The organism is Streptomyces sp. TRD_SC_5, from assembly GCF_056836825.1.
The window spans coordinates 6456789-6480000 of sequence record NZ_JBWZZS010000001.1 but is presented as its reverse complement, the minus strand read 5'-3'; the positions used below and the strand labels follow the sequence as shown (position 1 = coordinate 6480000).

At 71.3% G+C, this 23212-nt stretch carries 20 protein-coding genes and 1 tRNA gene (1 of these 21 running past the window's edge); 10 read left to right on the top strand and 11 right to left on the bottom strand.

Annotated features, from left to right (window positions below; all coding sequences use genetic code 11):
• Positions 1-2240 carry the 5' portion of a phosphoketolase family protein gene (locus tag AC1P0E_RS29640; RefSeq protein ID WP_482745175.1) on the bottom strand. The gene continues 172 nt to the left of window position 1, outside the view, so the window shows 2240 of its 2412 coding nt (coding positions 1-2240); its start codon is at positions 2238-2240; the stop codon falls past the left edge of the window.
• 44 nt (positions 2241-2284) lie between these two features.
• Entirely contained in the window at positions 2285-3694 is a 1410-nt protein-coding gene (locus AC1P0E_RS29635; protein WP_482745174.1) for an NADP-dependent succinic semialdehyde dehydrogenase, read from the bottom strand.
• A gap of 256 nt (positions 3695-3950) precedes the next feature.
• Here AC1P0E_RS29635 and AC1P0E_RS29630 point away from each other — a divergent pair, with 256 nt between their 5' ends.
• Positions 3951-5483 (top strand): FAD-dependent oxidoreductase, encoded by a 1533-nt coding sequence (locus AC1P0E_RS29630; protein WP_482745173.1) that lies wholly within the window; start codon positions 3951-3953, stop codon positions 5481-5483.
• 18 nt (positions 5484-5501) lie between these two features.
• On the opposite strand, the gene AC1P0E_RS29625 is transcribed toward AC1P0E_RS29630, so the two are convergent.
• Entirely contained in the window at positions 5502-5828 is a 327-nt protein-coding gene (locus AC1P0E_RS29625) for a plasmid stabilization protein (RefSeq protein WP_482745172.1), read from the bottom strand.
• Between the two features lie 282 nt (positions 5829-6110).
• On the opposite strand from AC1P0E_RS29625, the gene AC1P0E_RS29620 reads away from it, so the two are divergent.
• The 4 genes from AC1P0E_RS29620 to AC1P0E_RS29605 all read left to right on the top strand — a co-directional run bounded on the left by AC1P0E_RS29620 (position 6111) and on the right by AC1P0E_RS29605 (position 8664).
• The gene (locus AC1P0E_RS29620) at positions 6111-6914 is read left to right on the top strand and encodes a VOC family protein (protein WP_482745171.1); all 804 of its coding nucleotides are present in this window, start codon (positions 6111-6113) and stop codon (positions 6912-6914) included.
• Between the two features lie 102 nt (positions 6915-7016).
• The gene (locus tag AC1P0E_RS29615) at positions 7017-7646 is read left to right on the top strand and encodes a nucleotidyltransferase family protein (protein ID WP_482745170.1); all 630 of its coding nucleotides are present in this window, start codon (positions 7017-7019) and stop codon (positions 7644-7646) included.
• Positions 7643-7897 (top strand): hypothetical protein, encoded by a 255-nt coding sequence (locus tag AC1P0E_RS29610; RefSeq protein WP_482745169.1) that lies wholly within the window; start codon positions 7643-7645, stop codon positions 7895-7897. Before AC1P0E_RS29615 ends, AC1P0E_RS29610 begins: the two co-directional genes overlap by 4 nt.
• Positions 7894-8664: a metallophosphoesterase family protein gene (locus AC1P0E_RS29605; protein WP_482745168.1), complete on the top strand. Its 771-nt coding sequence runs from the start codon at positions 7894-7896 to the stop codon at positions 8662-8664. The genes AC1P0E_RS29610 and AC1P0E_RS29605 overlap by 4 nt, the downstream gene beginning before the upstream one ends.
• A gap of 80 nt (positions 8665-8744) precedes the next feature.
• On the opposite strand, the gene AC1P0E_RS29600 is transcribed toward AC1P0E_RS29605, so the two are convergent.
• The 8 genes from AC1P0E_RS29600 to AC1P0E_RS29565 form a co-directional block, all read right to left on the bottom strand.
• A tRNA-Pro gene (locus tag AC1P0E_RS29600) sits at positions 8745-8821 on the bottom strand.
• 108 nt (positions 8822-8929) lie between these two features.
• Entirely contained in the window at positions 8930-9856 is a 927-nt protein-coding gene (locus AC1P0E_RS29595) for an alpha/beta fold hydrolase (RefSeq protein WP_482745167.1), read from the bottom strand.
• Positions 9857-10096: 240 nt separating this feature from the next.
• Entirely contained in the window at positions 10097-10666 is a 570-nt protein-coding gene (locus AC1P0E_RS29590) for a GAF domain-containing protein (protein ID WP_482745166.1), read from the bottom strand.
• Positions 10663-11268 (bottom strand): GTP-binding protein, encoded by a 606-nt coding sequence (locus AC1P0E_RS29585; protein ID WP_482745165.1) that lies wholly within the window; start codon positions 11266-11268, stop codon positions 10663-10665. The genes AC1P0E_RS29590 and AC1P0E_RS29585 overlap by 4 nt, the downstream gene beginning before the upstream one ends.
• Entirely contained in the window at positions 11246-11620 is a 375-nt protein-coding gene (locus AC1P0E_RS29580; protein ID WP_482745164.1) for a DUF742 domain-containing protein, read from the bottom strand. The genes AC1P0E_RS29585 and AC1P0E_RS29580 overlap by 23 nt, the downstream gene beginning before the upstream one ends.
• Complete coding sequence (locus AC1P0E_RS29575) at positions 11620-12054, bottom strand: roadblock/LC7 domain-containing protein (protein WP_482745163.1); 435 nt, start codon at positions 12052-12054, stop codon at positions 11620-11622. Before AC1P0E_RS29575 ends, AC1P0E_RS29580 begins: the two co-directional genes overlap by 1 nt.
• Positions 12055-12123: 69 nt before the next feature.
• Positions 12124-13959, bottom strand: coding sequence for a sensor histidine kinase (locus AC1P0E_RS29570; protein ID WP_482745162.1), 1836 nt, complete (start codon positions 13957-13959; stop codon positions 12124-12126).
• 435 nt (positions 13960-14394) lie between these two features.
• Complete coding sequence (locus AC1P0E_RS29565) at positions 14395-15636, bottom strand: MBL fold metallo-hydrolase (RefSeq protein ID WP_482745161.1); 1242 nt, start codon at positions 15634-15636, stop codon at positions 14395-14397.
• A 272-nt stretch (positions 15637-15908) separates the two neighbouring features.
• Between AC1P0E_RS29565 and AC1P0E_RS29560 the strand changes: the two genes are divergently transcribed.
• The 5 genes from AC1P0E_RS29560 to AC1P0E_RS29540 are packed head-to-tail and all read left to right on the top strand — an operon-like array spanning position 15909 to position 23112.
• A complete protein-coding gene (locus AC1P0E_RS29560; RefSeq protein ID WP_482745160.1) occupies positions 15909-17066 on the top strand; it encodes an acyl-CoA dehydrogenase family protein in 1158 nt (385 codons plus the stop codon).
• A 1-nt stretch (position 17067) separates the two neighbouring features.
• Positions 17068-18804: a thiamine pyrophosphate-dependent enzyme gene (locus AC1P0E_RS29555; RefSeq protein WP_482745159.1), complete on the top strand. Its 1737-nt coding sequence runs from the start codon at positions 17068-17070 to the stop codon at positions 18802-18804.
• Positions 18801-19985, top strand: a complete 1185-nt coding sequence (locus tag AC1P0E_RS29550; RefSeq protein ID WP_482745158.1) for a Glu/Leu/Phe/Val dehydrogenase dimerization domain-containing protein — start codon at positions 18801-18803, stop codon at positions 19983-19985. The genes AC1P0E_RS29555 and AC1P0E_RS29550 overlap by 4 nt, the downstream gene beginning before the upstream one ends.
• Complete coding sequence (locus AC1P0E_RS29545; RefSeq protein WP_482745157.1) at positions 19982-22303, top strand: acetate--CoA ligase family protein; 2322 nt, start codon at positions 19982-19984, stop codon at positions 22301-22303. The genes AC1P0E_RS29550 and AC1P0E_RS29545 overlap by 4 nt, the downstream gene beginning before the upstream one ends.
• Positions 22300-23112, top strand: a complete 813-nt coding sequence (locus AC1P0E_RS29540; protein WP_482745156.1) for a glucose 1-dehydrogenase — start codon at positions 22300-22302, stop codon at positions 23110-23112. The genes AC1P0E_RS29545 and AC1P0E_RS29540 overlap by 4 nt, the downstream gene beginning before the upstream one ends.
• Positions 23113-23212: the final 100 nt, after the last annotated feature.

The window sequence follows — 23212 nt, the reverse complement described above, 5'->3', positions numbered from 1 at the left end:
TCGTTGCGTACGACCATGTCGAACGGCGTGGTCGTGGTGCCCTCCTCCTTGTAGCCGCGCACATGGAGGTGGGCGTGGCCGGTGCGGCGGTAGGCGATCCGGTGGATCAGCCAGGGGTAGCCGTGGTAGGCGAACATCACCGGCTTGTCGCGGGTGAACAGCGCGTCGTACTCGAAGTCCGGCATCCCGTGCGGGTGCTCCTCGTGCGGCATCAGCCTCGCCACGTCGACGACGTTGACCACCCGCAGGGTGAGGTCGGGCAGGTGGCGGCGCAGGAGTTCGGCCGCCGCCAGAGTTTCGAGCGTGGGTACGTCGCCTGCGCAGGCCAGCACCACATCGGGCTCGCCGGTGCCGTCCTCCGACCCGGCCCACTCCCACACGCCGGCGCCGCGTGCGCAGTGCGCGCGGGCCTCGTCGAGCGTGAGCCAGTCGTGGCCGGGCTGCTTGCCGGCGACGATCACGTTGACGAGGTCGCGGCTGCGCAGTGCGTGGTCGGCGACCGCCAGCAGGGTGTTGGTGTCCGGGGGGAGGTAGACGCGTACGACTTCGGGGCTCTTGTTCAGTACGTGGTCGACGAATCCGGGGTCCTGGTGCGAGAAGCCGTTGTGGTCCTGTTGCCAGACGTGCGAGGTCAGCAGGTAGTTGAGGGAGGCGATGGGGCGGCGCCAGGGCAGGCGGCGGGAGGTCCTGAGCCATTTGATGTGCTGGTTGACCATCGAGTCGACGATGTGGGCGAACGCCTCGTAGCTGGAGAAGAGCCCGTGCCTGCCCGTCAGCAGGTAGCCCTCCAGCCAGCCCTGGCAGAGGTGCTCGGAGAGGACCTCCATCACCCGGCCGTCGCGCGCGAGGTGCTCGTCCGTGCCGAGGGTCCGTTCCTGCCATGCCTTGCCGGTGGCGTCGTACAGCGCCTCCAGGCGGTTCGAGGCGGTCTCGTCCGGGCCTACTACGCGGAAGTCACGGCGCTCGGCGGTGGCCTCCATGACGGCGGCGAGGAGACCGCCGAGGGCCCGGGTGGGTTCGTGGAGGGTGGTTCCCGGCTTGTCGACGTCGACGGCGTGGTCCTCCAGCGCCGGTAGGGGCAGTTCGCGCAGCAGCAGCCCGCCGTTCGCGTACGGCGTCGCTCCGAGCCTGCGGTCGCCTTCGGGCACGCAGGCGAGCACCTGCGGGCGGGGGCGTCCGGCCTCGTCGAAAAGTTCGTCGGGGCGGTACGAGCGCAGCCACTGTTCCAGTTGCCGGAGGTGGTCCTGGTTCTCCCGTACTGCGGGCAGTGGCACCTGGTGGGCGCGCCAGGTGTTCTCGACCGGCTTTCCGTCGACCTCTCGGGGGCCGGTCCAGCCTTTCGGCGTACGCAGCACGATCATGGGCCAGCGGGGGCGTTCGTACGCGCCGCCGCTGTCGCGGGAAGCGTCGCGGGCTGTTCCCTGGATCGCCCGGATGCGGTCGAGTGCCTGGTCCATGGCTGCCGCCATGGCGCGGTGCACTGCTTCGGGATCGTCTCCGCCGACGTGGAGCGGTTCGTGGCCGTATCCGCGCAGGAGTTCGTCGAGCTCGCCCTCGGGAAGACGCGCGAGCACGGTCGGGTTGGCGATCTTGTAGCCGTTCAGATGCAGGACGGGCAGGACTGCGCCGTCGTGCACAGGGTCGAGGAATTTGTTGGAGTGCCAGGACGCGGCGAGTGGTCCCGTCTCCGCCTCCCCGTCGCCGATCACGCAGGCGACGAGCAGGTGTGGATTGTCGAAGGCCGCTCCGTACGCGTGGGTCAGTGCGTAGCCGAGTTCTCCGCCCTCGTGGATCGAACCCGGCGTCTCGGGGGCGACGTGGCTGGGCACCCCGCCGGGGAAGGAGAACTGTTTGAACAGCCGCCCCATCCCGGGCTCGTCCCGGCTCACGTCGGGGTACGTCGCGCTGTACGTCCCCTCCAGCCACGAGTTGGCGAGTACGGCCGGTCCTCCGTGGCCGGGGCCCCAGACGCACAGCGCGTCGAGGCCGCGGGCGCTGATGACCCGGTTGAGGTGGGTGTGCACGAGGTTGAGGCCCGGCGAGGTGCCCCAGTGGCCGAGGAGCCGGGGCTTGATGTGCTCCGGGCGCAGCGGCTCCCTCAGGAGGGGGTTGGCCATGAGGTAGATCTGTCCGACCGCCAGGTAGTTCGCGGCACGCCAGTGCGCGTCCAGGGTCTGGAGCTCCTGATCGCTCAGGGGAGCGGGGGTGGGCATGGGCGTCGGCGTACGGGGGTCGTCCATGTGTGCTCCTCGGTGCGGCCGGAGGTGCGGGAGCGGGTCCGGGGTCAGCCCTTGTCGGCCGGCTCGGCGGCGTGCCAGACAGTGGTGATGTTGCAGAACTCGCGGATGCCGTGGCCCGACAGCTCCCTGCCGTACCCCGAGCGCTTGATTCCGCCGAAGGGCAGTGCGGGGTGGGAGGCCGTCATGCCGTTGACGAAGACGCCGCCCGCCTCCAGGTCCCGCACGAACCGCTCGACCTCTTCCTCGTCGCGTGTCCAGACATTGGAGCTCAGCCCGAAGGGCGAGTCGTTGGCGAGGGTCACCGCCTCGTCGAGGCCGGACACCCGGTAGACCGTCGCCACGGGGCCGAAGGCTTCCTCGTGGTGGATGCGCATGCCGTCGGTGACTCCGGTGAGGACGGTGGGCTCGTAGAACCAGCCCTTGTCGTGCTTCTCGGGGCGCTGTGCTCCGCACTGCGCGGTGGCGCCGAGGCGCAGGGCGTCGTCGACCAGTTCTTCGAGGTCGCTACGGCCCTGTTCGCTGGCGAGGGGCCCTACGTCGGTGGATTCCTGCATCGGGTCGCCGACCGTCAGTTCCCGCATTCCGGCGGTGAAGCGTTCGCAGAAGTCGTCGTAGACGTCGGCGTGGACGATGAAGCGCTTGGCGGCGATGCAGGACTGGCCGTTGTTCTGCACCCTGGCCGTCACCGCTGTCCGGGCGGCCCGCTCGATGTCTGCGGACGGCATGACCACGAAGGGGTCGCTGCCGCCGAGCTCCAGAACGGTCCGCTTCACCTCGTCACCCGCGACGGCGGCGACGGAGCGTCCGGCCGGCTCGCTTCCGGTGAGCGTCGCGGCGGCCACCCTGGGGTCGCGCAGGATGTCCTCGACCGCGCCGGATCCGACGAGCAGCGTCTGGAAGCATCCTTCGGGAAAGCCGGCGCGGCGGAAGAGGTCCTCCAGATAGAGGGCGGTCTGCGGAACGTTCGACGCGTGCTTGAGCAGGCCGACGTTGCCGGCCATGAGTGCGGGCGCGGCGAAGCGTACGACCTGCCAGAGCGGGAAGTTCCACGGCATCACGGCCAGGACGACACCGAGCGGGCGGTAGCGGACGATCGCCCGGGATGCCCCGGAGTCCGTCACGTCGTCGGCGGAGGGGTATTCGTCGGCCAGGAGTTCCCGGGCGTTCTCGGCGTACCAGCGCATCGCTTTCGCGCATTTGGCGGCCTCCGCGCGGGCGGCCGTGACCGGCTTGCCCATCTCGGTGGTCATGGTGCGGGCGATGTCCTGCCGGTCCTCGTCCAGCAGGTCTGCCGCGCGGTTCAGGAGTTCGGCCCGCCGGTCGAAGCCGGTGGTGCGGTACTGCGCGAAGGCGGTACCGGCGAGTGCCAGGCGCCGCTCGATCTCTTCGGCTGCGAGCGCGTCGAACGTCTGGAGCGTTTCTCCGGTGGCGGGATTCACCGTGGCGATGGGCATGCTGCCGTCCTCCTCGGACTCGGTCCTTTCGACACTTGCGCGGTACGGGCGGTCCCGCAACGTGGCGGGCGCCGCCTTTTGCTTCACCTTCCACGGTGCGTTCCCGGGAACCGAGGGCGGGAGGTGGTTGCCGCGATGCGACGGCCTGGCTCCCGGTACCCGTGAGGAGCTGGAGGAAACGGCCAGGTCTCTGTGCCCGCGGGCCCTGGAGGGAGCGAAGCCGTTAACCGGACCGTAGAACGGGAAGCCGAAGGTCATGGCTGCAGAGCGTCAGACTGTCGACGAGTCGTACTGGATGGCCACCGCCCCCGGCACCCGCCGTCCGCCCCCGGACACAGACCTGACCGCGGACGTCGCCGTCGTCGGCGGCGGCATCGCCGGCCTGTGCACCGCGTGGGAGCTGGTGCGGGCGGGCCTGGACGTCGTGCTCCTGGAGGCGGACAGCATCGCCGCCGGGGTGAGCGGATACACCACGGCGAAGCTGACGGCGCTGCACGGCTTGACGTACGCCAGGCTGGAGGCGACGCACGGCGCCGACAACGCCGCGCTGTACGCGCTCTCGCAACAGGACGCGGTCGACCGTACGGCGGCGCTCTGCGACGAGCTGGGTATCGACGCCGACCTGGAGCGGGCGGCCGCCTGCACGTACCTGGAGGATCCGGGGCGGGCGGACGAGCTGAGGGACGAGGCCGAGGCCGCCCGGCGGGCGGGCCTCGACGCTTCGTTCGTGTCCGAAACGGAGCTGCCCTTCCCGGTGGCCGGGGCGGTGCGGGTGGAGGGGCAGCTGCAGTTCCACCCGCGCAAGTTCCTGCTGGCCCTGGCCGAGCGGATCACCGGTGCGGGCGGACGCATCCATGAGCGCACCCGCGTCACGGGGCTCCACGACGGCGCGCGCTGCCGGCTGTCGACCGAGAACGGGGTCACTGTGGAGGCGCGCGATGTCGTCATCGCGACCCATTACCCAGTCTTCGACCGCACGCTGCTGTTCACCCGTCTGAAGCCGAGGCGCGAGCTGGTGATCGCCGCGCCGGTGCCTTCCGGTGACGCGCCGCGGGGCATGTACCTGAGTCCCGCCGACAGGGTCCGTTCAGTGCGCAGTGCGCCGTACGACGACGGACAGCGGCTGCTCATCGTCACGGGTGAGACGTTCGAGCCGGGTGCCGGCGGCGTACGGGAACGCTTCGCGCGCCTGGACACCTGGGCGCGCGAACGGATGCCGGGCTTCGCGGGTGCCGACCGGGCGTACCGCTGGGCGGCGCAGGACAACGACTCGAGCGACCATCTGCCGTACGTCGGACACGCGCACGCGGGCACTCAGCACGTGTTCGTCGCGACGGGCTTCGGCGGCTGGGGCATGAGCAACGGTGTGATGGCCGGCCGTCTGCTCACCGCCCACATCGCGGGCGGCCCCCGCCCCGGGTGGACGGACCTGTACGACCCGCGCCGCCTGCCTCAGGTGCGGGAGACGGCGGAGCTGGCGAAGTACCAGGCCGCTGTCGCCCGGCACTTCGTGGGCGACCGTCTGCACACCGGTCACGTCGACTCGGTGGACGAGGTCCCCCCGGGCAGCGGCGCGGTGGTCAGTCTCGAGGGGCACCGCTGTGCGGTGTACCGCGACGAGTCCGGCGAGGCCGGCGTCCTTTCGGCCCGCTGTACGCACCTCGGGTGTCTGGTGGGGTTCAACGACGCCGAGAAGGTCTGGGAGTGCCCCTGCCACGGCTCGCGCTTCGGGACGGACGGTGCGGTGCTGCACGGCCCCGCCACCCGGCCTCTGGAGCGTCGCGACTGAGGTCTGCCGCGTAGTGGGTCAGGACCGTCCGAGGGAGCGCTGCAGCTCGGACTTGTTCATCGACGAGCGCCCGTGGATGTCGCGGCGCTTCGCCTCCGCGTACAGCTGGTCGTACGTCTGGCCCTGCGAACCGCTGCCGGAACGCTGTCCCCCGCGCTGCGAGGACGACTTTCCCTGGGTCGAGCTCTTGCTCGCCGTCTTGGACTCGCCGGAGCGCGCCCGCTCCTTGTTGACGGTCCGCGAAGCCATTTCCTTGGCCCGCTTGGTGCCCGCGCCGCGCTCTTCGGCACTTTCCTTGATGTGCTCGTACTGACGTTCCCGCTTGGCGCTCGAACCCTTCGGCATTGTTGCTCCTTCGTATGTGAACCAGTGGTGCGCTGCCTTGGAATGAGCAGCCTCCGCCTACCCTGCGTCCGGTGCCGTGTCTCCGCAAACGCAGCCCGAGAACGCTGTGGCGCCGTCCCGATCGGTGCGGGGCGAGTACCCTCCGAGCACGGGAACAGACACACAATTCCATGATCGACGGCCTGCTCCGGGTGCCCACGCGGTTCGCCAGTACGGTCCCCCGGGGGCAGGATGGATTACGAAACTGGCCTCTCACGCCCCCATTCGACCAGGACACGTGCGATGGAAATGGAAACGACGGCCACCGGTAGAACTTCGAGTCACGAGATCTTCGGCGCTCCGTGCTGGATCACTCTGATGGCGCGCGATCTGGAGCCCGCCCAGGCCTTTTACGGCGCGGTTCTGGGCTGGGAATTCCGGCGGGCCGGCCTCGGTCGCGGATTCAGCATCGCGCTGCTCGACGGTGAACCGGTCGCCGGAATCGGCGTACTCGACAGCGCTCTGCGGGCGCCTGTCACCTGGACGCCCTACTTCGCTGTCGCCAGTGTGGACGAAACCGCGAGCCGGATCCGTGAACGGAGCGCCACCGTCGCCGTGGGGCCGCTCCGGTTCGCCACCGGCCGCGGAGCCCTCGCGGCGGACCGTGACGGAGCCGTCTTCGGCATCTGGGAAGGGCAGCTCTTCTCCGACTGGCACGTCTGGCGCAAGAACGCACCCGTGTGGCTGCGGCTGCGGACCCGGGACGCGTTCGATGCGGCGATCTTCTACGGACAGGTCCTCGAATGGGCCAGCGGCCGTCCCGGCTGCTGCGAGGTCGAGTACCAGGAGGACGAAGTCGTACTGCTCCAGGACGGACAGATCCTGGCGCGGCTGAGTTCCGGTGCCGTCGACACCGCGCCCGATCCCCTGATCCAGCCCCGGTGGCACGCCCACTTCCCCGTGCCCGACGTCGAAGCCACGGTCCAGGCAGCGCTCCGTCACGGCGGCACCGCTCTCGGGCACGGCCCCACCGCCTACGGCATGGAAACGACGGTGCGCGACCCGGACGGCGCGATCTTCACCGTCACCAGCGCAGGGCCCGGATAGGGCGACGAGGAAGGTGCACCCGTGCGCGGTTACTCACAAGACGCCCCTCAGCCCGGCAACAGGCCCGATCCGGCGGGTCTGCGGCTGACGGCGGGGAGAGCTGTGAACAGCGGACCCGTCGGACCGCTCCCGGGAGCGTCGTACGGCAGCGCCTGGCCGCTGCCGCCGGACCGCACACAGGCCATCCTGGAGGCCACCAAGCACGTGGCGGCCAGGCTGAAGAGCGGCGGGTATCCGTTCGCGCTGGTCGGGAGCGTCGCGGCGTACGCACACGGCGTGCCGGCCAGCTTCCAGCACGACGCCGACTTCTGCATTCTGCGCGAGGACGCGCAGGACGTGACCGAGGCTCTGGAGGCCGCCGGGATTGAGGTGCGCGTCCCGCCGGAGGACTGGCTGATCAAGGCGCGAAGTCACGGCGAGGAGATCGACCTGATCTTCGAACTGGCCCGGCAGCCGGTGACCAGGGAGCTGCTGAGCCGGGCGCTGACGCTCCCGGTGGACTCCGTGCACATGCCCGTGCTGTCGCCCACCGACCTCATGGGCAGCCAGCTCCACGCCTTCTCCGAGCACCACTGCGACTTCGGGGCCGTACTGCCGATCGCACGGATCCTGCGGGAGAAGATCGACTGGGGGCGCCTGCGCCGCGAGCATCAGGACTCGCCCATGCCGGACGCGTTTCTCTACCTTCTCGAGCGTCTGGACGTCATCGAGCCACGGGAGGCAGGGCCGTGAACGACACATCCGCCGCCGAGTACCGGATCGCCCATCTGCGGGAGCATCTGGCCAGTGGGGACTACGCCGAGATGGGCGTACGGATAGAGCTGCGCGGAGGCAGCGTCCTGATCGCCGGCACCGTCTCCAGCGCCGCCTGCCGAAGCGAGATCCTGCGCATGGCCGAGGACGAGCTGGCGGGACTCCCGCTGCGGGAGGACCTGATCGTGGTCTCCGCGACCGCACCCGACCACTCCGAGGAGCTCGCGTGATCCGGATCGCGGCCGTCGGCGACATTCATCTGGGGCTGGACAGCGCGGGGGTACTGCGGCCCGCCTTCGAAACCATCAGGGACTCCGCCGACGTGCTGCTGCTCGCGGGTGACCTGACGCGGCACGGCACGGCCGAGGAGGCCGCGGTGGTCGCCCGGGAGGTGGCCGGGCTCGACGTGCCGGTGGTGGCCGTGCTGGGCAACCACGACTACCACAGCGACCAGCAGGCCGAGGTGACGGATGCGCTCGGCGAGGCGGGCGTGACCGTGCTGGAGGGGCAGGCGACCGTGCTGGACATCGGCGGGGTACGGGTCGGTGTCGCCGGGACCAAGGGCTTCGGCGGGGGGTTCGCCGGCCGCAGCGGCGGCGAGTTCGGCGAACCGGTGATGAAGGAGTTCATCCGGTACTCCCGGCGTTGCGCGGAGAGCCTGCGGCTTTCCCTGGACGAGCTGAAGGAGCGCGGTTGCGCCGTACGCATCGCACTGACGCACTTCGCGCCCGTGCCGGACACCCTGGCGGGTGAGCCCCCGGAGATCTTTCCCTTCCTGGGCAGCTATCTGCTGGCCGAGGCGATGGACGAGTCCGGGGCCGATCTCGCGGTCCACGGCCACGCGCACCTGGGCACCGAGCACGGGATGACCAGCGGCGGGGTGCGCGTGCGCAATGTCGCCCAGCCGGTGATCGGCCGTGCCTTCGCCGTCTACCACCTCACGGTGCACGCAGCGGCGGGCGTCACTGCCGACAGCGTTCCTGTCGCGGCCGAATAGTCCGCTCTCCCGAGCTCCCGGGAAACGGAAAAGGCCGTACCGGATTGCTCCGATACGACCTCCGACCTGCGAAGAAACGCTGGTCGGGACGACAGGATTTGAACCTGCGACCCCTTGACCCCCAGTCAAGTGCGCTACCAAGCTGCGCCACGTCCCGATGCCCGTCTGGCCTGGGGTTTCCCCCGGCTGAACGCGCTTGAGAACAATACCGCACTTGGGCCGGTGGTCACGAACCGCATTTCGCGCCGCGTACTCAGCCGCGTAATCAGACGCGCTTTTCGAGCCAGGCGGTCAGGTCGTCCTGGACCTCCTCGCGGTTGGTCTCGTTGAGGATCTCGTGGCGGGCTCCCTCGTACCCCTTCCAGGTGAGGTCCTCCGTGCCGAGGTAGCGGAAGTCCTCCAGGAGTTCGTAGACGAGGGTCATCCGCTGGTGGCAGGGGTCCTCCGTGCCGACGGCGATGTGGACGGGCAGGTCGGCGGGGACGCGGGCGAGATTGCGCGGGTCGTTGATCTTGCGGACCGCGTGCACCCAGTCCAGCGCGAGACCGGCGCTGAAGGCGAAGCCGCAGCGCTCGTCCGCCGCGTACGCGTCGACCTCGGCCTCGTCGCGCGAGAGCCATTCGAAGCCCGTGCGGTGCTCGTACGCGTCGTTGAAGGAGGAGAAAAGATTGGGGATGTACGAGGAAAGCGCCGTGCGGCCGCGCTCCGCGATCTCCGCCTCCAGGCCGGCGATCGACTCCTGGAGCTCGGCTCCCGGAAGCGTACGGAAGGTGCCCGAGAGGATGAGACCGGCCAGGCCGTCCGGGTACTCCTGGGCGTAGTCACGGGCCAGCATCGAGCCGAGGCTGTGGCCGAGCAGGACGACCGGGACGCCCGGGTGCAGCGCCCTGGCCTGGTCGCCGACCGCCTTGAGGTCGTCGACGATCGCGCGCCAGCTGTTCTCGCCGACCACGCCGTAACCACCGGTGGCGGCCGCGGTCGCGCCGTGGCCGCGATGGTCGGAGGCGATGACGCCGTAGCCGTGGGAGACCAGGTGCTGGGCGAAGCGGTCGTAGCGCAGTGCGTGTTCGGCCGCGCCGTGGGCGATCTGGACGAGGGCGCGCGGCCTGCCGTTCTCGGGCAGCCAGGTGTACGCGGCGATCTGTGCGCCGTCGCCTGCGGTCGCCGTTCCCGTGCGGTGTGCGGTGGTCATCGGGCACGCCTCCTGGTGTCTGCTGATGTATGCGCTCGGGTACTGGGGCTGACTCTCCCCGGGGGAGCGCGGCTCACACCAGACCTCTACCTGTCCATTGACCCCCTTGTCGGCGGGAACCTACTCTGAGCGACGCACTTCAGAAAGCGCTTTCTCACAAGGTGTCGCCACGCTGATGACTGGCCGCAGCCATGGTCAACAGGTCGTCCAGAACATTCGGCGCGCCGTCGCGGCGGCCGGTCAGATGCCGCCGTCCTCGCGGCGCCGGATCAGCTCGGCCAGCTCCGCCGCCATCGCCTTGATCGTCTCCAGTCCCGCCCGCCCCCACTGCCTCGGCTCGGTGTCGACTACACAGACCGTGCCGAGGAGGATGCCCGTACGGTCGATGACGGGCGCTCCCATGTACGAGCGGATGCCGATCTCGTCGACGACCGGGTTTCCCGCGAAGCGCGGGTAGTCGCAGACGTCCTCCAGGACCAGTGCCTTGCGCCGCGCGACGACATGCGGGCAGTACCCGTGATCGCGGGCGAGGAACCGGCCGATGCGGCTCGTGGCGGCGACCGCGCCCAGGTCCGTGCCGCTGTGCGTCCCGGCCGGGGTGTGCAGTCCGGCGAAGAACTGCCGGTTCTCGTCAATGAAGTTGACCATGGAGTACGGCGCTCCGGTCACCTCGGCGAGCCGGTCCGCGAACGTGTCGAAAGCGGGTACGGCCCGGTCGCCGAGCCCGAGTTGATGGAGTCGCCGCACGCGCGCGGGAGCCTCGGGATCGGCGGGGGTGAGCAGCAGTTGGCCGATCCGGTCGTATGTCATGCGGGTGCTCCATGGTTTCCGTGGCTCGGCGAGGCAGGGGTGATGGTGAGCAGGTGCCGGACGAGAGTGACCAGCGTCTTGATCCCCGAGCTGGCGATACGGGCGTCGCACAGCACGACCGGGACCTCCGGCGTGAGGTCGAGGGCGGCCCGTACCTCTTCGGGTTCGTAGCGGTGAGCGCCGTCGAACTCATTGACGGCCACGACGAATTCGATGCCGCGCCGCTCGAAGAAGTCCAGCGCCGCGAAGCTGTCCTGGAGCCGGCGGGTGTCGGCGAGCACGACGGCACCGAGGGCGCCCTTGGAGAGTTCGTCCCACATGAACCAGAAGCGCTCCTGGCCGGGTGTGCCGAAGAGGTACAGCACGTGGTGCTCGTCGAGGGTCATGCGGCCGAAGTCCATGGCGACGGTCGTCGTGGACTTGTCCTCGATGCCTTCCAGGCTGTCGGTCCCCACGCTCACCTGGGTGAGGAGTTCTTCCGTACTCAGTGGTGCGATCTCACTGACCGCTCCCACGAAGGTCGTCTTGCCGACGCCGAACCCACCCGCGACGAGGATCTTGAGTGCGGTGGGAAACAGATCAGAGCCGTCGTCGTAGGCCATCGAGCACTGCCTCCAGCAGGGTGAGGTCGTTGGGCTGGGTGTCGAAGCGGGGCGCGTGGGTGGTGAGCGCTCCGCAGTCGACGAGGTCGGAAAGCAGCACCTTGGTGACGACCACGGGCAGCCGCAGATACGCCGAGATCTCCGCCACCGAGGTGGGACGTGCGCACAGCCCGAGTGCCTGGGCGTGCTCGGGACCGAGATGCATCAGGGGCTCCACCCCGGTGGCCCGCACCATGGACAGCAGGTCGAGTGCGGTCGTGGGGCGGGTGCGGCCGTCGCTCACCGTGTACGGGCGGACGAGCCGGCCGGCCGCGTCGTCGAGCCACGGCCCGTCCTGCGGGAGCGGCCCCATCAGCGTCCCGTGGCGCTCGGCACGCCCGCCCGCTGCCTGGCCGGTGTGACGAGGTACGGCCGCACGCTCTTGACGAGCATCGCCATCTCGTATCCCAGTACCGCCGCGTCGGCCTCGCGCCCCGCGAGTACCGCGAGGCAGGTTCCGGAGCCGGCGGTGGAGACGAAGAGGAGGGTGGAGTCGAGTTCCACGACGACTTGGCGGACCTCGCCGCCGTCGCCGAAGCGGGCACCGGCGCTGCGGCCGAGCGAGTACAGGCCGGAGGCGAGGGCGGCCATGTGGTCGGCGCTGTCGGTGTCGAGGCCGTGGACCGACTTCACCAGGCCGTCGGAGGAGAGCAGAACCGCATTGCGCGTGAACGGAACACGCTGGACCAGCCCGCTCAACAGCCAGTCGAGATCGGGGACTTGGCCGGTCGGCGCATCACTCGCCATGGTGCATCTACTCCTTGGGGTACCGCGGGTGGGGGGAGGAGGGAAGGGAGCGGGAGGCGCAGGCAGTGGTCAGCCCGCGTCGCTCTCGCACGGGTCGCTGGGGTGGTACGGCTGCGGTGCGGGGTAGTTGTCCGGGTGCGGTGCGGGGTGCGTGTCCGGCTGGGCCTCCGCCAGGCCGATGCCCCGCTGGAAGGCCGCCATCAGCCCCGGGTCGTGGAGGGCGGGATACTCGTCGTCCTGCGGCGCGGCCGGCGCTTCCCTGAGCTGGGGCACCAGGTTCTCCTGGCTGCGGCGCCTCGGCAGGCTGGGGCGGCTCGTGATGTCGCGTACGTATCCGTCGGAGCGGGGCTGGGCCTGCGCGTGCACCGGCTCGGCGGAGAAACCGGGGTGGACGGACCGGTCGATGCCCGGTCGGGCCGCCGCCGGGGTGGGCCGCTCCTCCTGCGCGCCGCGCACGGGGAGCGGTGCGTGGCTGTTGCCGTTCACGGCCGGAGCGGGGACCGCGTGGGCGGGTCCGGGGGCAACGGGCCCGGGGGCAACGGGTCCAGGGCCGACAGGTCCGGGAGCGACAGATCCAGGGGCGACAGGTCCAAGGCCGGGAGTCTGAGAGGAAGCGTTCACGGTCGGCGCGGGCACCGGGACCGTCCGCCGGGTCTCGGCCGCCGTCGCCCGGCCCGGACCGTCCTGCTCCTCCCCGCCGCCCAGCAGCCCCTGCGGCAGCACCAGTACGGCCTGCACGCCGCCGTAGATATTGGCCTGGAGCCGGACCGAGATGCCGTGCCTGCGGGCCAGCGCCGACACCACGAAGAGGCCGATGCGCCCGTCCTGGAGAAGGCGGCCGACGTTGACGTTGTCAGGGTCGTGGAGCAGGGCGTTCATCTTGTTCTGCTCGGTGACGGGCATGCCCAGGCCACGGTCCTCGACCTCGATGGCCAGGCCCGCGGTGACGTGCTGGGCGCGGAGCAGCACGGTGGTGTGCGGGGCGGAGAACACCGTGGCGTTCTCGACGAGTTCGGCGAGGAGGTGGATGACATCGGCGACGGCGTGGCCGCGCAGCGTGCCGTCGACGGGCGGCACCAGCTTGACCCGGGAGTACTGCTCGACCTCGGCGATCGAGGAGCGCAGTACCTCCGTCATGGTCACCGGGTTGCTCCACTGGCGACGGGAGACGGCGCCGCCGAGGACGGCGAGGTTCTCCGCGTGCCTGCGGATGCGGGTGGCGAGGTGGTCCACGTGGAAGAGGCCCTTGAGCAGTTCGGGGTCCTCGACATCGTTCTCCAGCTCGTCGAGCAGCTGGATCTCCCGGTGTACGAGCGACTGGAGCCGGCGGGCCAGATTGACGAAGACCTCGACCATCTGGTCCGTACCCGCGCTGCTGGACAGCTGCGAGGCCTGCACGACGGCGGCCACGGCGGCCTCGTGCGCCCGCGCCATCTCCAGTTCCAGCCGGTCGAACTCGTCACCGCCCGGTGCGCCGGGCGGCGGCGCACGGCGGGCGGGCGGCCCCTCGCCACGGCGCAACTGCTCGAGGACCGTGCGCAGGTCGGCCTGCCCGCGAGCGCCGGCCCTGCGCAGTGCGTTGCAGCGGTCGAGCACGGTCTTGGCCGCCCGGTCGGCGCCCACGACGGCGGCCGCCAGCGAGACGACGACGAGCGCTCCGGCACCGGCGAGGGCGACCCATAAGTTGCGTGTCGGCTCGGCGGCGGTGGCGCGGAGGGTGAACAGCACGGCCGCTGCGCCGCTGAGGGCGACGACGACGGCCGGGAGTACGGCGGCACGCAGGAGCTGCGGGCGTATGTGGACATCGGGCATCGGCTGCGCGGGATGGGGCCGGGCGCCCGGCCGTCCGTGCCGCCCGCCCTCGCGGCGGTCTGCGCGCGCGGCAGGTGCGCGAAGTTGAGACATCAGTGTCCTCAGTACGTGGGGCCCCAGGGATCGGCATGCTGCGTCAGTTCGACCACTGTCGGTCTGGGCTCAACTTGGGTGATGTGGCCCCATGTTGATCACCGGGCACTCACAGTAGTCGGCAACCTTTCATGATCGACGCGCTGTTGCCAAACTTGCCCGCACAGCGTCCCGCTCTGGTATGACGCCTCGTACTACAGACCGAAAAACGGACGGCTCCCGCAGCTCCGGACGGGCTCTCCGATGAGGCTGCGGATGCGCTGCGGATGCCGGGCCGCCCAGAGAGGGGTCCTCACCGTCTTCGAGGTCGGCCCGCCCCGCCGGCCCGCCTCCCACACGTGCCGGCGCCGGCCATCGCCGCCGTACCGGTCACTCGCCTCGGCGGCTACCCGGCGCTCTTCGCGGGCCGACCACTGAGATCGTCCATGGCCGGCGTCACCGATCACCGGCGAAGTCGAGATCACCCCTGGTGACCTCCGGTGTGACGTGCGGTCCTTCGGGGCGGCGCCACGGGTGCGCGATGGGCGCGGACACGGCTCGCCACCAGGGATCAACGGGGAGGGTTCCGGCGGGCTCGAAGGGCTCGCCGGGTCTGGGGAACGCCGCCACCTGCCCGACCCCTTCAGCCGCGTCCTTTGTCCACTCCCCGGGCTCCGCCCACGCGTGCGGCGCCAGACTGAACGTGCCCCAATGGATCGGCAGCAGCACACCGTGCGGCTGGTCTCCCTGCAGGTCAAGGTGTGCCTGAACACCCTGAGCGGGCGACATGTGAATGTCCGGCCACGCTCCGGGAAGCGGTGTGGAGTCCGTGTGGTTCTGGGGCCAGTAGTCGCTGTACGCACCGATCTGGATCATGGTCGCGTCGAACGGGCCGTGCTCGGAGCCGATGTCCTTGAAGCCGTCGAAGTATCCGGTGTCGCCGCTGTGGTAGATCCGGTGCTCCGGTCCCGCGACGGCCCAGGACGCCCACAGCGTGTGCTGCTGGTTGCGCAGACCGCGGCCGCAGAAGTGGCGGGCGGGGGTCGCGGTCAGGCTGAGCCCGGCGATCTTCACCGTCTCGTTCCAGTCCAGCTCGTGCACCCGGTCGGCCGGTACGCCCCAGCGCTCCAGGTGGGCTCCGACACCGAGCGGCACCGCGAAGACGGTTCGGGTGCCGGCGAGCGCGCGGATCGTGGGCATGTCGAGGTGGTCGTAGTGGTCGTGGGAGATCACTACGACGTCGAGCGCGCCCAGTGACGCCAGCGGGACCGGGACGGGATGCAGTCGCTTGGGCCCGACGAAGGAGAAGGGGGAGCAGCGCTCTCCCCACACCGGGTCGAAGAGCACGCGCCGCCCGTCGATCTCGGCGAACACGCTCGAATGACCCATCCAGGTGAGGCGCAGCCCTGTGGCGGGCGGCCCGGCCAGGTCGGCGAGGGTCGTGGCGTGCAGGGGTACGGGACCGGCCGGCGCCCGGCGGCGCCGCTCCTCCTTGCGGAAGTAGACCTTCATCAGTTCGAGCGCCGAGCCCGAGGGCCGTGTCCGCGCGCCCACCGGATTGCGGAAGACCCCGTCGGCGAAGTTGGGCGAACGGCGGATGCGCTCCATCCGCTCCCCCGCCGGATCCGCGCCGAAGGGGGCGGTCCGCAGCGAGCGCAGCCGGGAGCGCAGCGGTAGCAGGGCGTCGGCGCCGGTCACAGGACCTCCAGGGGCTCAGTGTCCTTCCCATTATGAGCGCCCGGTACGACAGCGCGGGAACGGAACCATTACAGGACCGGGTACGGGAAGCCGCGCGCGGCGGGGATCCGGCGTCGTGCGGAACGGGCCGCGGGGCTGCCTCGGAGCATGGCGTGAACTGATCGACGGTTCAGTAACCGATCTCGTTGACAGGGGCGCGTCCGGGTCCAGATACTGACTGACGGTTCAGTTAATAGATCGTGCAGACACCGTCGTCGTGCCTGGAGGCACCCATGTCCGACCTCCCCACCGAGCTCGTTCCGCTCAACGCGGAGCAGCGCGACATCGTCGAACTCACCCGTACCTTCGCGCGTGAGGAGATCAGGCCCCGGGCACGCGCCGTGGACGAGGCGGACATCGAGACCCCCTGGGACCTGTGGCGCAAGGCGGCCAAGGTCGGCATCACCGGTTTCATGCTCCCCGAGGAGTACGGGGGCGGCGGTTTCACCGACGTCTTCACCCAGTGCCTCGTCCAGGAAGAGCTGTGCGTCGGAGACCTGGGCATCGGGAACCTGCTCTGCTCGAACGGCTTCTTCGCCGACCCCCTGATGGAACTGGGCAGCCCGGAGCAGAAGCGGGAATGGCTGACCCCGCTCACCGGGCCGGACACCCCGATGACGTCCCTGGCGACCACCGAACCCGGCTCCGGCTCCGACGCCGCGTCCATCGTCACGACGGCGACGCGCACCGCCGGCGGCTACCGCGTCAACGGCCAGAAGTCGTGGATCTCCAACGCCGGTGAGGCCGGCCAGTACGTCGTCTTCGCCAAGACCGACCCCTCCCTGCGCTCGCGCGGCGTGACGGCGTTCCTGTTCCGCAAGGACACGCCGGGTGTGGTGTTCGGTGAGCCGATGCGCAAGATGGGCCAGCGCGCGATCGTCTGCCGCGAGATCTTCTTCTCGGACGCCTTCGTGCCCGAGTCCGACCGCCTCGGCGACGAGGGCGCGGGCTTCACCGGGCTGATGCGTACGTTCGACATCTCGCGCGCCGTGCTGGGCGCCGCCGCCACGGGCGTCGCCAGGGCCGCGTACGAATACGCCCGTGACTACGCGAAGACGCGGCAGCAGTTCGGAAAGCCGATCATCGAGCACCAGGCGGTGGCGTTCCGGCTCGCCGACATGCGCACGCGCATCGAGCAGGCCCGGCTGATGACCTGGCGGGCCGCCAAGCGCCTGGACGCGGGGCTCGACGCGACGGCCGAGGCGGCGATGGCGAAGCTGACGGCCTCGGAGACGGCGGCGTACTGCACCTGGGCAGCCGTCCAGACGCTGGGCGGCTGGGGTTACTCGCGCGAGTACCCGGTCGAGCAGTGGATGCGCGACGCGAAGCTCGAAGAGATCGAAGAGGGGACCTCGGACATCATGCGTCTCGTCATCTCGCGGAGCGTCTGACGTGGGTACGCCCAAGGTGGCACCCCACGGGCGCTACGGCCCCGAGGCCGCCATGACCGGCGGCGAAGCCCTCGTCAGGGCGCTGGCGGCGCACGGCGTCCGCACGGCGTTCGGCATCCCCGGCACGCACAACCTGGAGGTGTACCGGCATCTGGAGCCGTACGGCATCGGGCACGTGACGCCCCGCCACGAGCAGGGCGCCGGATACGCCGCCGACGCCTACGCCCGCGTCACCGGCCGCCCCGGTGTCGCCGTCACCACCACCGGGCCCGCCCTCCTCAACATCGCGGCGGCGGCCGGTCAGGCGTACTCGGACAGCGTGCCACTGCTCATCGTCTCGCCGGGCATGCCGCTGCGCCACCCCCGGCAGCCGACCGGCATGCTGCACGAAATGCGCAGCCAGACGGAAGCGCTGCGCGGGGTCGCCGCCTTCAGCCACCGAGTGTCGACGGTGGAGGAGATCGGCTCGGCGGTCGCACGGGCCTTCACGCTCTTTCGCACCGAACGCCCGCGTCCCGTGCACATCGAAGTACCGCTGGACCTCCTGGAGGCCGCCGAGCCGGTGGGCGGCGTACGTCTCGCACCGCCGTCAGCCGAGCGGCGGCCCGGCGCCGCGCCCGCCCGGGAGGCCGCCGCGAACCTGCTGGCGGCTCGCCGTCCCGCGCTGGTGCTCGGCGGGGGCGCGCGGGGCGCGGCGGCGGAGTGCCTGGCCCTCGCCGAGGAACTGGGCGCGTGGGTCGTCACGACGGCCAACGGCAAGGGGATCGTCGACGAGTCCCATCCGCTGTCGCTCGGCGTCTCGCTGCACAGCCCGTCCGTGCGGAAGGCCCTGACGGAGTGCGATGTCGTCCTGGCGGTCGGGACGGAGCTGGCCGAGTCGGACCTGTGGTCGGCAACGCCACTGGCGCTCGGCTCCGTGCTGATCAGGGTGGATGTGGACCCGGCGCAGATGTACGCCGGTCTGCCGACGGACGTCGCACTCGTCGGGGACGCACGGGACGCGCTCGGGGCCCTGGGTGAGGCCGTCGGGCAGCTGCGCCCCACGGTCGCGAACGGCGGCGGGGCGCCCCGGGCCACTGGCGAGCGCCACCCCTCCATTCCGGGACTCGACGCCGCCTTCGGGCCGGGGGGCGCGGCCGAGGCCGGTGCCGCGTACGCCGTCGCCGCGCTGCGCGGTCGGCGGGACGCGGAGACGGCGGGGCGGGACGCGCGGTGGATTCCGTACCTGCGCGCGATCCGGGGCGTGCTGGACGAGGACGCCGTCATCACCTCGGACAGCGCGCAGTGCTGTTACTACGGCGCGATCCCCCACCTGCCCGTCGGCCCCCGTGGCCGCTACCTCCACCCCACCGGGTTCGGCACGCTCGGATACGCCCTGCCCGCCGCCATCGGCGCGAAGTCGGCGTACCCCGGACGGCAGGTCGTGGCGCTCAGCGGCGACGGCGGGCTGCAGTTCACCGTGCAGGAACTGGCCACCGCCGCGCAGCTCGGGCACCCGCTCCCCGTCGTCGTCTTCGACAACGGCGGATACGGCGAGATCCGCGACGAGATGAACGCCCGCGGCGATACGCCGACGGCCGTCGACCTGCCGCGCGTCGACCTGCCCGCGCTCTGCCGCGCGTACGGCGGCGGGGGCACGCACGCCGCGTCCCCCGGCGCCCTCGCCGAGGCGCTGACGCGGGCGCTGAACACCCCCGGCCCGACCGTCATCACCGTTCCCGAGGAGACCATCGTATGAACGCCCCCCTGATCTCGCAGACCTGGACCGATCACGTCACGGGGCGCCGGGGTTTCCTCGTCGTCGACCGGCTCGTACGCGGTGTTTCCAGCGGCGGCCTGCGCATGCGCGAGGGCTGCACGCTCGACGAGGTCGCGGGGCTGGCCCGCGGCATGACGATGAAGGAGGCCCTCCACTACAACGCCAAGGGCCGTTACATCCCGCTCGGCGGCGCAAAGGGCGGCATCGACTGCGACCCCCGGGACCCCGAGGCGTACGGCGTTCTCGTGCGTTACCTGCGCGCGATGCGTCCTCACATCGAGAACTTCTGGACCACCGGCGAAGACCTCGGCCTGACCCAGGACATCGTCGAAAAGGCCGCCGCGGAGGCCGGTCTCGTCTCGTCCATCCAGGCCGTCTACCCGCTGCTCGACGACGAGAAGGCGGCGCGGCAGCGGCTCGCCGACGCGTTCGCCGTCGAGGTCGACGGCATCGGGCTCGACGAGCTGGTCGGCGGCTGCGGGGTGGCGGAGTCGGTGCTCGCGGCGCTGGACCGCGCCGGGGTCGCGTACAAGGGCACGCGTGTCTCCGTACAGGGCCTGGGCACGATGGGCGGGGCGACCGCCCGCTTCCTGTCCCGCGCGGGGCTGAAGATCGTCGCGGTGGCCGATGTGAAGGGCACCGTCGCCAACCCGGAGGGTCTGGACGTCGAGGCACTGCTCGCCGCCCGGGACGCGTACGGGGCCGTGGACCGGGGCGTGCTGCGCCTCGGGGACGTCGAACTGCCGGGCGACGCCTGGCTGTCCGTGGAGGCGGAGGTGCTGGTTCCGGCGGCCGTCTCGTACGCCGTCGATGCCACCAACCAGGAGCGGATCGGCAGCACCGCCCGCTGGATCGTCGAGGCGGCCAACATGCCGGTGCGGCCGGAGGCGGAGGAGCTGCTGGCGGAGCGCGGGGTGAGCGTCCTGCCGGACGTGGTCGTCAACTCCGGTACGAACGCCTGGTGGTGGTGGACCCTGTTCGGCGACATCGGCGCCGACGCGGACGAGGCATTCGCGTACACGCGGCGCTCGATGCGCGCGCTGATCGACCAGATGCTGGCACGGGCGGAGGCGGACGGCACGACGCCGCGCGCCGCGGCGCACGCGATCGTCGCGGACCGCCTGCCGGTGATCGCGGAGCGGTTCGGGTGGTACAGGTGACGCGCAGCGAACGCGACGGACGCGTCGAACGCCTCGGCTTGGACACCCTCTTCGACCCCAGGTCCGTAGCGGTCGTCGGCGCCTCCGCCAACCCGGCGAAGTGGGGATACTGGCTGGCCTCCGGAGCTTTGGAAGGGCGTGATCGCCGTACGGTCCACCTGGTGAACCGGCGCGGCGGCGAACTGCGCGGCGTACGGTTCCGGACGGGTCTGGACGACCTGCCGGACCCGCCGGACCACGTCGTCGTCGCCGTACCTCCGCGGCAGGTCAGGCCCCTGGTGGTCGAAGGTCTCGCGGTGGGGGTCCGCTGCTTCACGGTCATCACGTCGGGCGGTACGAACGCGGACGAGGAGCGCGAACTCGCCTCCCTGGTCGCGGCCGGCGGCGCGCGGCTGCTCGGCCCCAACTGCATGGGCGTCGTGGACACGACGACCGCCCTGCGTCTGAGCTGGGGCGACTTCCCGGCCGGAGCGGTGGGCCTCGTGTCGCAGAGCGGCAATCTGGCCCTGGAAATCGGCAGGCTCCTGGCCCGCGCCGGGCAGGGCTTCTCTCGCTTCGTGTCGCTGGGCAACCAGCGCGACATCGACGCGGCGGACGCGCTGGACGCGCTGATCGCGCACGGCCCCACGCGGGTCGTCGCCGCGTACGTCGAGGACTTCCGCGACGGCCGCCACCTGGCCCGCACCCTGACCGCGGCCGCCGCGGCGGGCAAACCCGTGCTCCTGCTGACGGTAGGCCGCAGCGAGGCCTCGGGCCGCGCGGCGGCGTCTCACACGGGAGCCCTGGTCAGCACCCGCGCGACGGTGGAGGCGATGTGCCGCGACGCGGGGGCGCTGCTGCTGGACACGGCGGGGGAGCTTGTGGATACAGCGGTATGTCTACTGGGCGTGCGGGCAGGCGGCCTTCCGCTGCGGCAGCCGGCATCCGGGAGCCGCCCGGGATACGAGGCCGGCCCGGTCGACGGCCCACCCGCCGCAGCGCTTCCCGGCGCAGAGGACACCGCCGCTGCCGCCGAAGCCCAGGACATCACCAACCGCACCGACGGCCGGGACACCACCGACCGCGCCGACGGCCGGGGTACTTCCGCGACCTCCGAGCGGCGGCCTGCGGCCGGTGGGTGCCCGGAGCCGGCAAGCGCACGGCGGCGTGGTCTACGCGTCGCCGTCGTCGGAGACAGTGGAGGTCAAGGGGCTCTGGCGGCCGACGCGTTGACGGCGCGTGGGCTTGACGTGCCCGGGCTTTCGGCCGGTACCGCGCGCCAAGTCGCCGCCCGTCTGCCGGCGGGAGCCGCCTGCGGCAACCCCGTCGATCTCGCGGGGGCGGGCGAGGCGGATCTGGGCAACTACGCGCGTATCGCCCGGGCGCTGTTGTCCGGCGGGGACGCCGACGCAGTCGTACTCACCGGCTACTTCGGCGACTACGCCACCGCCAACCCCGCCCAGGCCGACCACGAGTGCGAGGTCGCACGCGAACTGGCGTCAGCGGCACGGGAGTCCGGGCGGCAGCTTGTCGTGCACACCATGGCGCGCGACTCCCCCGCCCTCGCCGTACTGCGCGCTCACGCCGTGCCCGTGTACGAGCGGATCGAGCAGGCCGCGACCGCCCTGGCCGCAACGGCGCGGCTACGCGCCACCGTTGTGGTGGCCGCGGCCCCGTCGCCGCCTCCGGCCTCTTCCGCCTCGTTCGCCGTGTCCGACGGCGGCTACGAAACCGTGCGCGAGCTGCTCGCCTCGTACGGACTCACCTTCCCGGTGGCCGGTTTCGTGACCACCGCCGACGAGGCGGCCGACGCCGCACACCGCACCGGTTACCCCCTGGCACTCAAGGCGATGGGCCTGGCCCACAAGACGGAGGCGGGCGGCGTCGCCCTCGGCATAGCCGACGAGGGCCGCCTGCGCACCGCCTTCGCGCGGATGCGGTCCACCACCCGGGCCGCCCGCTACGCCGTGGAGGCGATGGCGTCTCCCCCGTACGCAGTCGAACTCATCGCCGGTGTACGGCGCGACCCCGCCTTCGGCCCCGTCGCCATGGTCGGCATCGGCGGGGTCACCGCCGAACTGCTCGCCGACACGGCCGTCGCCCTCGCGCCGCTCACTGCGGACCGCGCCCGCGAGCTGCTGCTGTCGCTGCGCCACGCCCCGCTGCTGACCGGCTGGCGCGGCGCGCCGCCCGTACATCTGGACGCGGCCGCCGCGGCTCTGTGCGCGCTCGCGCGTGCGGGTGCGGAGCATCCGGAACTGTCCGAGCTCGAAGTCAATCCCCTGCTGGTCCACCCGGGCGGTGCGATCGCCCTCGATGCGCATGGAGTGCTCCGTTGAGCAAGACCGATGACAAGACCAATGACGAGTTCGCAGGGCGTACGTACGTCGTGACCGGCGGCGGCAGCGGCATCGGCCGTGCGATCGCCCTCGCGCTGGGCGCGGCGGGCGCCCGGGTCGTCGTCGCGGGCCGTACGCCCGGGAAGCTGGAGGAGACGGTCGCCCTGATCGAGAAGGAGGGCGGCCAAGCCCTCCCCGTACCGACGGATGTACGCGACCCGGAGGCCGTCGACGCGCTGGTGGCGGCCGCCGCGGCGCGCTTCGGCCGGCTCGACGGCCTGGTCAACAACGCCGCGGGCAACTTCGTCGCACCCGGCATCGACATCAGCCCGAACGGCTGGCGCGCGGTCGTCGACATCGTCCTCAACGGCTCGTACTACTGCACGCGCGCCGTGGCGAGGCAGCTGCGCGAGCAGGGCACCGGCGGGTCGGTGCTCTCGGTCATCGCGACGTACGCCTGGCACGGTCACCCTGGGACGGTCCATTCGGCCGCCGCGAAGGCCGGCGTCCTCGCCATGACGCGTACGCTCGCGGTCGAACTCGCCCCCCTCGGCATCCGGCTGAACTGCATCGCCCCGGGACCGACCGAAACGGCGGGCGCGAGCGCCGCGCTGTGGGCCACGGACGAGGCGCGGGCGGAGGTGCTCGCGACGGTGCCGGCCGGCCGTTTCGCGAACCCGGCGGAGATCGCGGACGCGTCGCTGTTCCTGCTGGGCGAGCGGGCGTCGTACCTGACGGGCGAGTGCCTGACGGTGGACGGCGGGCAGTGGCTCGGCAAGCAGGTGTACGGGCGGCCGGCGGTGCGGTAGCGCGGGGCGCCTGCGGCGGGCTCTTCCCCACCCCCAAACGCCGGACGGGCTGGAATTACCAGGGGCGCGCTGGATCTGCCGCGCGGCGGACACTGGGGCT